Genomic DNA, 13,549 nt, shown 5'->3' on the forward strand with positions numbered 1-13,549 from the left:
GCTCACGCTCGCGGCAGCGCTGCTGGTGTGGCAGCACATCGGCTCGCCGTTCCTCGGTGCTGAGGGCCGGATCCCGGTGTTCAGCCCCGATCTGTGGAGCCCATGGCTGGCGATCGTGCTCGTGCTGCTCGCTGCCGAGGCCCTGCACGCGGTGTGGCTCTACCGCGCCGGCTGGACCTGGCCGGTGGCCGCGGTCAACGCCGTGATCGCGGTGGCGTTCGCGGCCGTGGTGGTTCCGCTGCTGCTGCAGCATCGGGTGCTCAACCCGGAGCTGATCACGCACCTGGGGTGGACCGGCGCGACCGACCGCGGCGATGTCATCGCCGCGGTCGTGATCCTCGCGATCACGGTCTGGGAGATCGGCAACGGCCTGGTCAGGGCCGCCCGGCGAGCGAAGGCCTGACGGCGGGATCAGGCCTCCGCGGTCGCGGGGGCCCGATCCGTGGTCGGCTCGGGCGAGACGATCGCCCGCCGCAGGGCGAGGAACAGCAGGATCATCCCCGCCGTCAGCAGCATGTGGCCGAGACCCGCGATGCCGGCGATCATGGTCGTGGACTCCTCGCCCAGCACGGTCAGGGTCCCGTGCCAGACCAGCATCGCCGAGGTGAGCACCACGCCGGCGTTGTAGACCCCAGAAGAACCAGGTGAACAGCTTCGTGCTGCGAGAGACACGCCCCGCGGGACGACGTCAGTCTGTCTGCCATGCCACCGACTCAACCAACGGGGCGGTCCCCGTCCATCGACAGCGTGGCTGAATCTCAGCTCAACCTTGTGGCCGATGCGGGGCTGAGCTCCGCCCGCATCACCACCCCGTCCACGCCTTCGAGCTGGTAGTAGCCGGGCCGGAGCCCGATCTGCTCGAAGCCGAACCGGCGGTACAGGGCCTGGGCGCCGTCGTCGTCGGCACGGACCTCGAGCAGCATCGACGTCGCACCGTGGCTGCGGGCCTGGGCCATCAGCTCGGCCAGCATCCGCGAGGCGTGCCCGCGGCGCCTGGCCTCAGGGGCCACGCCGATCGTCATGACGTGGCTCTCCTCGGCCAGGCTTGCGCCGGCGTAGCCGACGAGCCGCCCGCTCTCCTCGATCGCCACGTAGGCCCGCCCGGGCGCACGCAGCTCCTCCTCGTAGATCCCGCGGGTCCAGGCACCGAGGCCGAACAGGACCGCCTCGAGCTCGAGAACCCGGTCCACGTCCTCGGATCGCAGCGGTCGCAGCGTGCTCATGTGGCGCGTTTGCGCCCCGTGCCCACGTGCACGTCGGGGCGGCGCAGGTACAGCGGTGTCAACGGTGTGGGCGCGCCCACCCGCATCCGTGCGCAGGCGACCGCCACCAGTCCCATCGGGGTCACGGTTGCTTCCTCGCCGCCCTCGCTCGCGAGGTCGGGGTACAACGCGGTGCCCGGTCCGATCGCCCGACCCCGGTGGCCGGCCAGCCAGTCGGTCACGTCCGACGGCGGCCCGACCGCTGGTCCGTGCTCTCGCCAGTCCTCGTCGGCCGGTCCGAGGCCGCCGGCGTACGCGGCCCAGTACACCTCGCGGCGGCGCGCGTCGGTGGTGACGACCACCGATCCGTTGGTGCCCCAGGCGATCGCGTCGAGCGAGCACACGCCGCGCACGTCACAGCCGGCTCCGCGAGCGAACGCGATCGCGCTGGCGATCCCGACCCGCAGCCCGGTGAACGGCGCCGGCCCGGTGCCGACCACCACCGCGCTCAGCTGCCCCGGAGCGACCTCTGCCTCCGCAAGGGCCTGCTCGATCATCGGCGTGAGTGCTTCCACGTGCCCACGCGGGTCAGGGCTGACGTAAGACGACAGCTCGACGAGAGCCCCGCCGTCGGGCGCCTCGACGACCCCCACGGTGGAGCCGCCCGAGGTGTCGATCGCCAGCCAACGCATGGACCCACTCTAGGAGCCGGGGAGTGTCACCTCGGCCCACCGCGGGCCGTGCCCGATCAGCCGGGCGACGCGCACGTCGGCGCCGCCCTCGCCGCGGGGCCGCTCGAGGCGGATCTCGAGCCAGTCCTCGCTGAGCTGCTCCACGAGCCCCTCGCCCCACTCGACCACCGTGACCGAGTCCTGCAGGGAGGAGTCGAGGTCGAGGGCGTCGACCTCGTCGAGGGAGCCGAGGCGGTAGGCGTCCACGTGCACGAGGTCGGGACCGGACCCGAGCGAGGGGTGGGCGCGGGCGATGATGAAGGTGGGTGAGGCGACCTGGCCGCGCACGCCCAGCCCCGCCCCGATCCCCTGGGTGAGCGTGGTCTTGCCGGCGCCGAGATCGCCCACCAGCACCACCAGGTCGCCCGCCAGGAGCAGGCTCGCGAGGCGCTCGCCGAGGGCGCGGGTCTGCTCGGCATCGGCAAGGTCGATCGTCATCCGATGTACTCCCGCGGCACCCGCGCGCCCACGCGGGTGACGATCTCGTAGTTGATGGTGCCGACGGCGTCGGCCCAGTCCTGCGCGGTGGGCTCGCCGTCGTCTCCCGGCCCGAAGAGCACAGCCCTGTCGCCCGCCCGTGCCTGCGCTTCGCCGATGTCGAGCACGAACTGGTCCATACAGACCCGGCCGGCGATGCGGTAGCGGTGACCGCCGACCTGCACCTCGGCGGCGTTGCTGGCGTGCCGGGGGATGCCGTCGCCGTAGCCGAGCGGCACCACGGCGAGCTGAGTGTCGGTGCGGGTGGTGTAGGTGTGGCCGTAGGAGACGCCCTGTCCGGCGGGCGCGGCCTTGACGAGCGCCAGCTGGGCCTCGAGCCGCATCGAAGGGCGCAGCCCGAGGCGGCTCGGCTCGGTGGCCGGGAGCGGCGACAGCCCGTAGGTGGCCAGGCCGGGGCGCACGAGGTCGTAGTGGACGCTCGGCTCGGTGAGGGTGGCCGCGGAGTTGGCGAGGTGGCGCACCTCGAGGTGGGCGCCCGCGGCCTCGGCGAGCCGGACCGCCTCGGCGAAGACCTCGAACTGGGCGCGCACGCTGGCGTGGTCGACCTCGTCGGCGCGAGCGAGGTGGGAGAACGCGCCGACCACCTCGACCAGACCCTCGGCCTGCGCCGCGACCGCCTCGTGGAGCATGTCGGTCCACGCAGGCAGGAACTGACCGCCACGCCCCATCCCGGTGTCGACCTTGAGGTGGATCCTCGCCGCCTTGCCCGCCTCGGCGGCCGCCGCACGAACCTCCGCGAGCGCCCACGGCGCCGATACCGCGAGATCGACCTCCGCACCCACGCACTCGGCCAGCGGCGCCCCCGGCGCGTACAGCCACGCCAGCAGCCTGCCGACATCGCCAGCGTTGCGCAGCGCGAGCGCCTCACTCAGCTGCGCCACGCCGAGCCAGCTCGCCCCCGCCTCCCGCGCCGCCCGCGCCACCGGCACCAGCCCGTGACCGTAGGCGTCGGCCTTGACCACGGCCATCACCTCGGCGGAACCCGCGTACTCGCGCAACCGGCCGACGTTGGCGCGGATCGCCGCCAGGTCGATCGTGGCGCGCGCCGGGTAGTAGCTCACGTGCGCCAGTCTGCCAGCCCACCCCACCCCCGCTTTCAACGCTCTTCCGGCACCAGAACGATTTCAACGCTCTTCCGGCACCACGGCCCTTTCAACGCTGTTCGGGCGGGTGTGCTCCTGCGCCGGAAGAGCGTTGAAACCCTCGCCGTGCCGGAAGAGCGTTGAAATCAGAGGAGAGCGCGGAGGGTGGCGGGCAGTGCGGCGACGATGTCGCCTGCCACGATCGGGGCGCCGTCGCTCGCGAGCCGCCCCGCGCGCCCGTGCACCAGTGCAGCGAGAGCCGCCACGCGCGCCACCGGCACATCCGTCAGCCCGGCCAGCAACGCGCCGAGGACACCGGCCAGGACATCGCCCGAGCCAGCCGTGGCGAGCCATGGCGTGCCGTCGGCCTGGGCGTAGGTCTCGCCGTCGGGGGCGACGACGACCGTGGTGGCCCCCTTGAGCAGCACCGTCGCGCCGGTCAGCTCGGCCGCGCGCGCCGCCCAGCGCCGCGGATCCTGCTCGACGGCGTCACGCGCCACGCCCTCGCCCCGCGCCGTGAGCAGGGTCGCCAGCTCGCCGGCGTGCGGCGTCAGCACCACCCTCGCCTCGCCGAGGTCGTGGGGCAGCAGGTCCAGCGCCCCGGCGTCGACCACCAGCCCGACGGCGTCGCTCACGGCGGTCTCGATCGTCGCCCGGATCTCGGCGCGCCTGGGCTCGTCGGCGCCGCCGACGCCCGGCCCGCCCCCCCACGCCTGCACCCGGCCCGGACCCGGAACGACCTCCGGCCAGCGGGACAGCACCAGGTGCTCGGCCCGTGGTGGTCCGAGGTAGCGCACCATCCCGCAGCCCGTCCGCACCGCCCCGCCGACACTCAGCACCGCGGCCCCCGGGTACGCCTCCGATCCCGCGACCACGCCGAGCACACCGCGCGTGTACTTGTGGTCCTGCGCCGCGGGCGCCGGCCAGAGGTCGGCCACGTCGGCGTCCAGCAGCCGCGCCACCGCAGGCGCCTGTGCCGCGAGCGACTCCTCGATCCCGAGCGAGGTCACCTGCACCCGACCCGCGAGCCTGTCGCCCGGGGGCAGCAGCAGCCCCGCCTTCGCGCCACCGAATGTCACGGTCAGGTCGGCGGCGAGCACCGGCCCACCTGCGGCTCCGGTGTCCGCGTCCACGCCGCTGGGGATGTCGACCGCGACCACGGCCGGCGGGATCGGCGCCGCGTCGGCCACCTGCCGCAGCAGCTCGACCACCTCCCCCGCCACACCGCGCAGCGGCCCGCTCACACCGATCCCGGCGAGAGCGTCCACCCAGACGTCGGCCCGGTCGGCGACCTGGCGCAGCTCGTCCCAGTCGCGCGGTTCCGGCGCGCTCAGGTCCAGCACGTCCACACCGGCCGTGCGCACCGCCTCCAGGCCTGCTGCGTGCACACCGGACCGGGTCAGCGCGACCACCACCTCGACCGACATGGCCAGATCGGCGGCCGCGTACAGCCCGTCGCCGCCGTTGTTGCCCCCGCCCACCAGGACGAGCACCATCGGGTCCATGGTCGGCTCCGGGCTCGAGGTCGGCAGCAGCCCACGCACCGCCTCGGCCACTGCGGCCGCGGCCCGCTGCATCAGCGGATCCCCCGCCGCGAGCGCCGGCGCCTCTGCGGCCCGGATCGCCTCAGCCGTCCAGCCGCTGATCATCACGCACCGTTCCCGCTGGCGATCGCGATCGCCGAGGCGATACCCGCATCGTGCGAGATCGACAGGTGCCAGTGCGTCACCCCGAGCCGATCGGCCACCTCGGCCACCGTGCCTGTGATCTCCACCCGCGGTGGCCCGCCGACCACGCGGTGCACGGTGCAGTCGTGCCACCGCATCCCGCCGGGTGAGCCGAGCGCCTTCGCGATCGCTTCCTTGGCGGCGAACCGCGCGGCCAGCGAGTTCGGAGGCAGGTCCCGCTCAGCCTCGGTGAACAACCGCTCCCGCAGCCGTGGCGCGCGATCGAGCGCGAGCAGGAACCGGGTGACGTCCACCACGTCGATGCCCACCCCGACCACGGACCCACCCGGACCAGCAGGACCGGGCCGTGCTCCGCCGTCGGACATCACGCTCGAAGCAGCCTTACTCGACCGTGACCGACTTGGCGAGGTTGCGCGGCTGATCCACGTCGAGGCCCTTGGCGCTGGCGAGCTCCGCAGCGAAGATCTGCAGCGGCACCACGGTGACGAGCGGCGCGAGCAGCGTGGGCGTCTGCGGCACCCGGAACACGTAGTCGGCGAACGGCTCCACGCCGTCGTCGCCATCCTCGGCGATCACGAGGGTGCGGGCACCACGCGCCCGGATCTCCTGGATGTTGGAGATCACCTTGCCGTGGAGCTGGTCGCGCCCACGCGGCGAGGGCACGATCACGAACACCGGCTGCCCCTCCTCGACCAACGCGATCGGACCGTGCTTGAGCTCGCCCGCAGCGAACCCCTCGGCGTGGATGTAGGCGAGCTCCTTGAGCTTGAGCGCGCCCTCGAGCGCGACCGGGAAGCCCACGTGGCGCCCGAGGAACAGCACCGTGGGCACGTCCTTCATCGAGCGCGCGACCTCGCGGACCTGCTCGGCCTGATCGACCATCCGCTGCACCTTCTCGGGCATCGCGCGGAGCTGGTCGAGGTCCTCGCGGATCTCGTCGGGGAACTTGTTGCCCCGCAGCTGGGCCAGGTAGAGGCCGAGCAGGTAGCAGGCAGTGATCTGGGCCAGGAACGCCTTGGTGGAGGCGACCGCCACCTCGGGGCCGGCGTGGGTGTAGAGCACGGCGTCGGACTCGCGCGGGATCGTGGAGCCGTGCGTGTTGACGATCGCCAGCACCTTGGCGCCCTGCTCGCGCGCGTGCCGGACCGCCATGATCGTGTCCATCGTCTCGCCCGACTGGCTGATCGCGACCACGAGGGTGCGCTCGTCGACCACCGGGTCGCGGTAGCGGAACTCGTGCGCAAGCTCCACCTCGGTGGGGATCCGGCACCAGTGCTCGATCGCATACTTGGCCACGTGCCCGGCGTAGGCGGCCGTGCCGCACGCGATCACCACGATCTTGTCGACGCTGCGCAGCACCGACTCCGGGATGCGCATCTCGTCGAGCACGAGCTTGCCGTCCTCGGCCGCGCGTCCCAGCAGCGTGTCGGCGACCGCCTGCGGCTGGTCGTGGATCTCCTTCTCCATGAAGGAGGAGAACCCACCCTTGACGGCGGCGCTCGCGTCCCAGTCGACCGTGTACCGCTTGGCCTCGGCCGGGTTGCCCTCGGCGTCGGTGACCTTCACGCTGTCCGCGGTGATCGTCACCACCTGGTCCTGGCCCATCTCCATCGCCTCGCGCGTGCTGGCGATGAAGGCCGAGACGTCGGAGCCGAGGAAGTTCTCGCCCTCTCCGAGGCCGATCACCAGCGGCGAGTTGCGGCGCGCACCCACCACGGTGCCGGGTTGGTCGGCGTGCGTGGCGAGCAGCGTGAACGCACCCTCGAGACGGCCCACGGTGGCGCGCATCGCGGCGGTGATGTCGCCGTGCTCGCCGTAGGCCGCCGCCAACAGGTGCGCGACCACCTCGGTGTCGGTCTCCGAGAGGAACGTGACGCCCTGCTCCACCAGCTCGCGCTTGAGCTGGTGGAAGTTCTCGATGATGCCGTTGTGGATCAGGGCGAGCTTGCCGCCGCCGGCGAGGTGCGGGTGGGCGTTGGCATCGGTGGGACCACCGTGCGTGGCCCAGCGTGTGTGACCGATCGCCGAGGTGCCCGCCGGGATCCGCCGCGAGTCCAGCTCCTCGATCAGGTTCGTGAGCTTGCCGGCCTTCTTGGCGCTCACCAGTCCCTCGGGTGTGACGACGGCGACACCCGCCGAGTCATAACCCCGGTACTCCAGCCGCCGCAGCCCTTCCACGACGACCTCGAGAGGCCGCTCGCTGGGCGCGTCCGGGCCCACGTATCCGACGATTCCGCACATGGTGGACAGGGTAACGGCGGCCCCCGCCCTCCCGCGCACTGCCCGCATCCGCTCGCGCCGATCGGGCCGAGAATGTGCGCGACGGGGGTGCGAGTGACAGAGTGTGTTCCCGTGACCGAGGTCTCCACGAGCAACGACGCCCCGTTCGTCGAGTTCGACCGCAGCGAGTGGTCTCGGCTCGCAGAGGCGACGCCGCTGCCGCTGACGCAGGCCGACATCGACAACCTGCGCGGTCTGGGTGATCCGATCGACCTGCGCGAGGTGGACACCGGGTACCGCCCGCTGTCGCGGCTGCTGACCCTGTACGTGGAGGCGTCGCAGCACCTGCGCACGGCCACGTCCACGTTCCTGGGCGAGTGGACGCACCCGACGCCGTTCGTGATCGGTGTCGCGGGCTCGGTCGCGGTGGGCAAGTCGACCGCGTCTCGACTGCTGCGCGAGATGCTCCGCCGCTGGCCGCAGACCCCCCGGGTGGAGCTGGTCACCACCGACGGCTTCCTCTACCCCAACGCCGAGCTCGAGCGCCGCGGGCTGATGGAGCGCAAGGGATTCCCGGAGTCCTACGACCGGCGTGCGCTGCTCCGCTTCCTCGAGCAGGTCAAGGGCGGCGCACCCCAGGTGCACGCCCCGGTCTACAGCCACCTCACCTACGACATCGTCCCCGAGGCGCAGATCACCGTGCGCAACCCGGACGTGCTGATCGTCGAGGGCCTCAACGTGCTCGCCCCGGCACGGGTGACCGCGGCCGGCGAGGCCTCGCTGGCGGTCAGCGACTTCTTCGACTTCTCGATCTACATCGACGCCGAGGTGAAGCACATCCGCCGCTGGTACGTGGAGCGGTTCGGCGACCTGCGCAGCACCGCGTTCGCCGACCCGCGCTCCTACTTCCACCGGTACGCGGCGCTCAGCGACGAGCAGGCCCGCGAGCGCGCACTGCAGATCTGGTCGAGCATCAACGAGCCGAACCTGGTGGAGAACGTGCTTCCCACGCGGGGCCGTGCGACGCTCGTGCTGACCAAGGATGCCGAGCACCGGATCAGTCGGGTGCGGTTGCGGAGGATCTGACATGGCACGCGACGTGCTGACCACCCGGGCCGGGCTGCTTCGTGGGATGGTCGACGGCGGTGCTGGGCTCGTGCGGTTCCGTGGCGTCCCGTACGCGGCCGCCCCGGTCGGTGACCTCAGGTTTGCCGAGCCCGAGCCGCACCCGGGCTGGGAGGGGGTGCGGGACGCCGTCGAGCCGGGGCCCACACCGTTGCTGCCGCTCTCCTCGGAGACGTCCTCGATCCCCGAGCCCGCCACCCCGGGCGAGGAGATCCTCAATCTCAACGTCACCGCACCGATCGAGCGTGAGGGCCTGCTCCCCGTGTATGTGTGGATCCACGGCGGTGGGTACGTGGGTGGCAGCCCGAACGGCGGCTGGTTCGATGGCGCGAGCCTCGCCCGCTCTGGCGCCGTGGTGGTCACCATCACCTATCGGCTCGGGCTCGAGGGCTTCGGTCACATCCCCGGCGCACCCGACAACCGCGGCGTGCTCGACTGCCTCGCCGCGCTCCGCTGGGTGCAGCAGGAGATCGCCGGCGTGGGTGGCGACCCGGAGCAGGTCACGGTCGGCGGTCAGAGCGCGGGCGGCGGGCTGGTGCTCTCGCTGCTGTCGTCGCCGCAGGCGCGCGGCTTGTTCCGCGCGGCCGTGGTGCACTCCGCCCCGTTGCCGGACATCGCTCCCGAGGGCGCAGCTCGCCTCGGTGCTCGGGTCTCACGTGAGCTCGGCGTCGAGAACTCACGGGAGGGCTGGCGCGGGCTGAGTCGCGAGGTGCTCGCGGCCGCCGACCGTGGGCTGGAGGACGGCAGTGTCTGGTCGAGTCTGACCCAGCTGCACCGCGCGCTCTCCCGCACCGGCCCGCTGACTGCGGTGGGCCCGATCGTGGGCACCGACCTGGTCCACGACCCGCTGACCGCGCTCGCCGAGCACGACGACCGGCCGCTGCTGATCGGCGCCACGAGCCACGAGTTCAATCCCGCGACCGCGTTGCTGGAACAGCCTCTCGAGCACGTCACCCCCACACCGGTGCTGGGAGCCGCGGGTCTACCGGCGCCGCTCGCGCGCGCTTACCCACGTGCGTACCCGGGCCTGTCGGCGGCCGAGCTGCTCGGGCAGGCGCTCACCGACCGGGCGTTCCGGATGACCGCGCTGCAGGTCGCCGCCGCCCGTGACCGGGCCGGAGCGCCCGTGGGCGTCTGGGACTTCCGCTGGCACCCTGAGCACGGCCCTGCCCGCCACTGCATCGACCTCCCCTTTGCATGGGATGTGCTGGGCGGTGAACGCGTGGATCGCATCGCGGGCGAGCACCCGCCGACGGCACTGGCGACCGAGATGAGCGGCGACGTCGCCGCCTTCGTCCGCTCCGCCGTCGTGCCCTGGCAGGAGTACACACCGGACAATCCGGCGGCGAAGGTCTACGACGAGACACCCTGGGTGGGCCGCGACCCCTTCCGGTTCGAACGCCTCGGCCTCGAGGTGATCTGAGCCGACCTACCTGGTGAGTCGACGAGGGACAACGTGCCGCTCAGGCGGCGTCGACGACGGCGTTCTCCTCGGCGGCGTCAGCCTTGGTGGCCTCGGTGGCGGGCTGGCTCGGCGCGCCGAAGAACTTGCGCATCACAGCGTCGATCACGGTGCCGAGCACGACGCCGAGCACGAGACCCACACCCACGGCCAGCAGCGGCTGGTCGTGCAGGAAGGCACCGGCACTGATGCCGAGCAGGGTGGAGTAGATCGCCCAGCACACCGCGCCGATCCCCGCGAACAGGATGAACCGCCGGCGCGGGAAGCCGAGTGCGCCTGCTGACATGTTCACGGCCACGCGGCCGATCGGGATGTAGCGGGCGGCGAGGATGAACGCACCACCACGGTGCTCCAGCGTGTGCTCCGCCCAGGCGAGCGTGCGGGCGCCGCGCTTGCCGTGGAAGATGCGGAACTTCCGCAGCGGCACCTTGGTACCGATCGCGTAGGCGATCACGTCACCGACGAATGCGCCGACCGCCGCCGCCGGGAGAATCGCCCACAGCGGTGGGCCGTCCCCGGTCATCGACAGGCTGGCCAGTGTGATGACCACGCTCTCGCTCGGCACCGGCGGGAAGAACCCGTCGATGATCGTGAACACGAGCATGAGCAGGATGCTCCAGGGGGTGCCGGCGAGCTGCAGCACCACATCGCCGAGGCTCGCCAACCACGCCGCCACGGTCTCCGCGGCGCCGGCGAGTCCCTCGAGCATGTTCCGGTTCCTCCCACTGAGCGTCGAACACAGGCAACGCTATGTGCCGGAAGCGACATCACGCCATCTGGTATTCCCTGATCATGGTGGGGGTTGTCCCCCGGGCGCCTCCACCGAGGGGACCGGATCACCGAGCGTGGGTCATCCTTCAGACGGACCCGCCGGCCGTCAGCCCAACGCCAACCGGTCGGCGACCACACCAGCGAGGCGGTCAGCCTCTTGCTCCGCCTGCTCGGCCGTGGCGGCCTCGACCATCACGCGGACCAACGGCTCGGTGCCGGAGGGGCGGTGCAGGACGCGCCCGGTCTCGCCGAGTCGCGCCTCGGCGTCGAGGATCGCGGCGCCGAGCGCCTCGTCCGAGGCCACCCGAGCCTTGTCTACGCCCGAGACGTTGATCAGCACCTGGGGAAGGCGCTCGACGGCGGAGGCCAGGTCGCCCAGCGTGCGTCCCGTCTGCGCCACTCGCGAGGCGAGCTGGAGCGCGGTGAGCACGCCGTCACCGGTGGTGGCGTGGTCGGCGAGGATGAGGTGCCCGGACTGCTCGCCACCGAGGCTGAAGCCGCCGGCGCGCATCGCCTCGAGCACGTAACGGTCGCCCACGCCGGCCTGCACGGTCTCGATACCGGCCTCGCGCATGGCGAGCAGCAGCCCGAGGTTGCTCATCACCGTGACCACGAGCGTGTCGTGGGCGAGCGCACCCCGCTCCTTGAGCGCAGCGGCGAGCACGCCCATGATCTGGTCGCCGTCCACGAGCGTGCCGGTGTGGTCCACGGCGAGGCAGCGGTCGGCATCACCGTCGAACGCGACACCCAGGTGCGCCTCCGAAGCGACCGTGACGGCCTGCAGCTGCTCGGGGTGGGTCGATCCGCACTTCTCGTTGATGTTGCGGCCGTCGGGTGAGGCGTTGATGACCACCACGTCGGCTCCCGCTTCGCGCAGCGCGACCGGGCCGACCTCGCTGGCAGCTCCGTTGGCGCAGTCGACGGCGATTCGCAGCCCGGTGAGGTCGTGCTGGAGGCTGCCCAGGAGGTGCTCGACGTAGCGCTCGCCCGAGGAGCCGCGGTCCAGCGTGATGCGGCCGACGGACCCGTGCGTAGGTCGTTCCCACTCCTGGTTCAGCGCGGCCTCGATCGCGTCCTCGACGGCGTCGTCGAGCTTGTGTCCGCCGCGTGCGAAGAACTTGATGCCGTTGTCCTGCATCGGGTTGTGCGAGGCCGAGATCATCACGGCGAGGTCGGCGTTCTCTGCGCCGGTCAGGTAGGCCACCGCCGGGGTGGGCAGCACGCCGAGGTCGTCGGTGTCGACTCCTGCGGAGGCGAGGCCGGCCACCATCGCGGCGGCGAGGAACTGGCCGGAGACCCGCGGGTCTCGGCCGACGATCGCGCGGGGCCGGTGCCCCTCGAAGGTTCCCTGCTGCGCCAGCACGCGCGCGGCGGCGGCTCCGAGGGCGAGGGACAGGTCAGCGGTGACCTCGCGGTTGGCGAGGCCCCGGACCCCATCGGTCCCGAACAGTCGACTCATGGTCACCTTCCGTGATGCCGGGTGCGTGGAGACACCAAGACGGACGGTGGAAGTATCCACCGTCCGTCGTGATGATGCAGCGTGACTCGCGTCAGCGCTTGGAGTACTGCGGCGCCTTGCGGGCCTTCTTGAGCCCGGCCTTCTTGCGCTCGGTGGCGCGGGCGTCACGGGTGAGGAAGCCGGCCTTCTTCAGCGTGGCGCGGTTGCTGTCGGTGTCGATCGCGTTGAGCGCGCGAGCGATCGCGAGCCGGAGCGCGCCGGCCTGGCCGGAGGTGCCGCCGCCGTTGATGCGGGCGACCACGTCGAACCGGCCCTGCAGGTCGAGCACGGTGAACGGGGAGTTCACGAGCTGCTGGTGCAGCTTGTTCGGGAAGTAGGTCTCGAGCGCACGCCCGTTGACCTTGAACTCGCCGGTTCCCGGCACGAGGCGGACTCGCGCCACGGCCTCCTTGCGGCGGCCCAGGGCCGCGCCCGGAGCGGTGATCGACTGGCCACGCCCCTCGGGCGCGGTCGACTCGGAGGTGTACGAGGTGAGCTCGCCATCCTCGGTGCTCGCGGTGGGCTCGGTGATGGTCTCGACTCCTGGCTGCGCCACTGGATACTCCTTGGTGTCAGGCGCGCTTACTGCGCGACCTGGGTGATCTCGAACGACTGGGGCTGCTGCGCGCTGTGCGGGTGCTCGGCGCCTGTGTAGACCTTGAGCTTGCGCAGCTGGGCGCGCCCGAGGGAGGTCTTGGGGAGCATGCCGCGGATCGCCTTCTCGACCACACGCTCGGGGCGGGTGGCGAGCAGCTGCGCGTAGCTCGTGGCCTTGAGCCCGCCCGGGTAACCGGAGTGGCTGTAGGCGATCTTGTCCTCGCGCTTGCTGCCGGTGAGGGCGACCTTGTCGGCGTTGATGACGATGACGAAGTCACCACCATCGACGTGCGGCGCGAAGGTCGGCTTGTGCTTGCCCCGCAGCAGCGTGGCGGCCTGGCTCGCGAGCCGGCCGAGGACCACGTCGGTGGCGTCGATGACGTACCAGTTGCGCTCGGCCTCATTGGCCTTGGGGGTGAACGTACGCACGGAGCTGAACCTTCGATCTGGTGTAGTTCCCTGCCACCGTCGCGCCGCGCCGGACTCACGCACCCAGCAGGGTGATCATGAGTGGACGCACGCGGACCGGTCAGCAGGAGCTGTAGGTCTGTCGCGGGCGGGACACGAACGCAGCATCGCGGACACTCAGCAGGAACCGAACGACCGCATGCATGCGCGTGCACGCACAACGACGTCCCAGAGTACCTGTCGCCCGCGCTCGGGTCAAAGCGAGGC

At 71.9% G+C, this 13,549-nt stretch carries 14 protein-coding genes and 1 pseudogene; 3 read left to right on the forward strand and 12 right to left on the reverse strand.

All coding sequences use genetic code 11. The features are described 5' to 3' along the window. Nucleotides 1–403 (forward strand): annotated as a pseudogene (locus ACOJSN_RS20675) (hypothetical protein); the annotation flags it as partial. 8 nt (nt 404–411) lie between these two features. Here ACOJSN_RS20675 and ACOJSN_RS20680 read toward each other — a convergent pair. From ACOJSN_RS20680 to glmS, 8 genes are all read right to left on the reverse strand, one after another. After that, on the reverse strand, nt 412–615 hold the full coding sequence (locus tag ACOJSN_RS20680) for a DUF2871 family protein (protein WP_420114367.1): 204 nt from the start codon (nt 613–615) through the stop codon (nt 412–414). A 143-nt stretch (nt 616–758) separates the two neighbouring features. After that, a complete protein-coding gene (gene rimI / locus ACOJSN_RS20685; protein WP_420114368.1) occupies nt 759–1,223 on the reverse strand; it encodes a ribosomal protein S18-alanine N-acetyltransferase in 465 nt (154 codons plus the stop codon). After that, nucleotides 1,220–1,894: a tRNA (adenosine(37)-N6)-threonylcarbamoyltransferase complex dimerization subunit type 1 TsaB gene (tsaB, locus tag ACOJSN_RS20690; protein ID WP_420114369.1), complete on the reverse strand. Its 675-nt coding sequence runs from the start codon at nt 1,892–1,894 to the stop codon at nt 1,220–1,222. Before tsaB ends, rimI begins: the two co-directional genes overlap by 4 nt. A 9-nt stretch (nt 1,895–1,903) precedes the next feature. Continuing rightward, nucleotides 1,904–2,371, reverse strand: a complete 468-nt coding sequence (gene tsaE, locus ACOJSN_RS20695) for a tRNA (adenosine(37)-N6)-threonylcarbamoyltransferase complex ATPase subunit type 1 TsaE (protein ID WP_420114370.1) — start codon at nt 2,369–2,371, stop codon at nt 1,904–1,906. Beyond that, nucleotides 2,368–3,501 (reverse strand): alanine racemase, encoded by a 1,134-nt coding sequence (gene alr / locus ACOJSN_RS20700; RefSeq protein ID WP_420114379.1) that lies wholly within the window; start codon nt 3,499–3,501, stop codon nt 2,368–2,370. The genes tsaE and alr overlap by 4 nt, the downstream gene beginning before the upstream one ends. Before the next feature lie 158 nt (nt 3,502–3,659). Further along, on the reverse strand, nt 3,660–5,162 hold the full coding sequence (locus ACOJSN_RS20705) for an NAD(P)H-hydrate epimerase (protein WP_420114371.1): 1,503 nt from the start codon (nt 5,160–5,162) through the stop codon (nt 3,660–3,662). Continuing rightward, a complete protein-coding gene (locus ACOJSN_RS20710; protein ID WP_420114372.1) occupies nt 5,162–5,566 on the reverse strand; it encodes a holo-ACP synthase in 405 nt (134 codons plus the stop codon). The genes ACOJSN_RS20705 and ACOJSN_RS20710 overlap by 1 nt, the downstream gene beginning before the upstream one ends. Nucleotides 5,567–5,582: 16 nt before the next feature. Further along, nucleotides 5,583–7,442 carry a glutamine--fructose-6-phosphate transaminase (isomerizing) gene (glmS, locus tag ACOJSN_RS20715; RefSeq protein ID WP_420114373.1) on the reverse strand — a complete coding sequence of 620 codons (1,860 nt, stop codon included), beginning with the start codon at nt 7,440–7,442 and terminating at the stop codon, nt 5,583–5,585. Between the two features lie 72 nt (nt 7,443–7,514). On the opposite strand from glmS, the gene coaA reads away from it, so the two are divergent. Together coaA and ACOJSN_RS20725 are read left to right on the forward strand one after the other, a co-directional pair. After that, the gene (gene coaA, locus ACOJSN_RS20720) at nt 7,515–8,507 is read left to right on the forward strand and encodes a type I pantothenate kinase (protein ID WP_420114374.1); all 993 of its coding nucleotides are present in this window, start codon (nt 7,515–7,517) and stop codon (nt 8,505–8,507) included. Between the two features lies 1 nt (nt 8,508). After that, nucleotides 8,509–9,969 carry a carboxylesterase/lipase family protein gene (locus tag ACOJSN_RS20725; RefSeq protein ID WP_420114375.1) on the forward strand — a complete coding sequence of 487 codons (1,461 nt, stop codon included), beginning with the start codon at nt 8,509–8,511 and terminating at the stop codon, nt 9,967–9,969. 40 nt (nt 9,970–10,009) lie between these two features. Here ACOJSN_RS20725 and ACOJSN_RS20730 read toward each other — a convergent pair whose 3' ends face one another. From ACOJSN_RS20730 to rplM, 4 genes are all read right to left on the reverse strand, one after another. Next, nucleotides 10,010–10,717: a DedA family protein gene (locus tag ACOJSN_RS20730; protein WP_420114376.1), complete on the reverse strand. Its 708-nt coding sequence runs from the start codon at nt 10,715–10,717 to the stop codon at nt 10,010–10,012. Nucleotides 10,718–10,885: 168 nt separating this feature from the next. After that, entirely contained in the window at nt 10,886–12,238 is a 1,353-nt protein-coding gene (glmM, locus tag ACOJSN_RS20735; RefSeq protein ID WP_420114377.1) for a phosphoglucosamine mutase, read from the reverse strand. Between the two features lie 91 nt (nt 12,239–12,329). Then, a complete protein-coding gene (gene rpsI / locus ACOJSN_RS20740; RefSeq protein WP_420114380.1) occupies nt 12,330–12,809 on the reverse strand; it encodes a 30S ribosomal protein S9 in 480 nt (159 codons plus the stop codon). 50 nt (nt 12,810–12,859) lie between these two features. After that, nucleotides 12,860–13,303 carry a 50S ribosomal protein L13 gene (rplM, locus tag ACOJSN_RS20745; protein ID WP_420114378.1) on the reverse strand — a complete coding sequence of 148 codons (444 nt, stop codon included), beginning with the start codon at nt 13,301–13,303 and terminating at the stop codon, nt 12,860–12,862. Nucleotides 13,304–13,549: the final 246 nt, after the last annotated feature.

This window comes from Pseudactinotalea sp. (genome assembly GCF_048594945.1).
GTDB lineage: Bacteria > Actinomycetota > Actinomycetes > Actinomycetales > Beutenbergiaceae > Pseudactinotalea.

Bases quoted from the DNA above. Each gene is read 5' to 3' on its own strand.
- rimI (WP_420114368.1), bottom strand. From the start codon at position 1,223: ATGAGCACGCTGCGACCGCTGCGATCCGAGGACGTGGACCGGGTTCTC.
- tsaB (WP_420114369.1), bottom strand. From the start codon at position 1,894: ATGCGTTGGCTGGCGATCGACACCTCGGGCGGCTCCACCGTGGGGGTC.
- tsaE (WP_420114370.1), bottom strand. From the start codon at position 2,371: ATGACGATCGACCTTGCCGATGCCGAGCAGACCCGCGCCCTCGGCGAG.
- ACOJSN_RS20705 (WP_420114371.1), bottom strand. From the start codon at position 5,162: ATGATCAGCGGCTGGACGGCTGAGGCGATCCGGGCCGCAGAGGCGCCG.
- ACOJSN_RS20710 (WP_420114372.1), bottom strand. From the start codon at position 5,566: ATGTCCGACGGCGGAGCACGGCCCGGTCCTGCTGGTCCGGGTGGGTCC.
- glmS (WP_420114373.1), bottom strand. From the start codon at position 7,442: ATGTGCGGAATCGTCGGATACGTGGGCCCGGACGCGCCCAGCGAGCGG.
- coaA (WP_420114374.1), top strand. From the start codon at position 7,515: ATGTGCGCGACGGGGGTGCGAGTGACAGAGTGTGTTCCCGTGACCGAG.
- ACOJSN_RS20725 (WP_420114375.1), top strand. From the start codon at position 8,509: ATGGCACGCGACGTGCTGACCACCCGGGCCGGGCTGCTTCGTGGGATG.
- ACOJSN_RS20730 (WP_420114376.1), bottom strand. From the start codon at position 10,717: ATGCTCGAGGGACTCGCCGGCGCCGCGGAGACCGTGGCGGCGTGGTTG.
- glmM (WP_420114377.1), bottom strand. From the start codon at position 12,238: ATGAGTCGACTGTTCGGGACCGATGGGGTCCGGGGCCTCGCCAACCGC.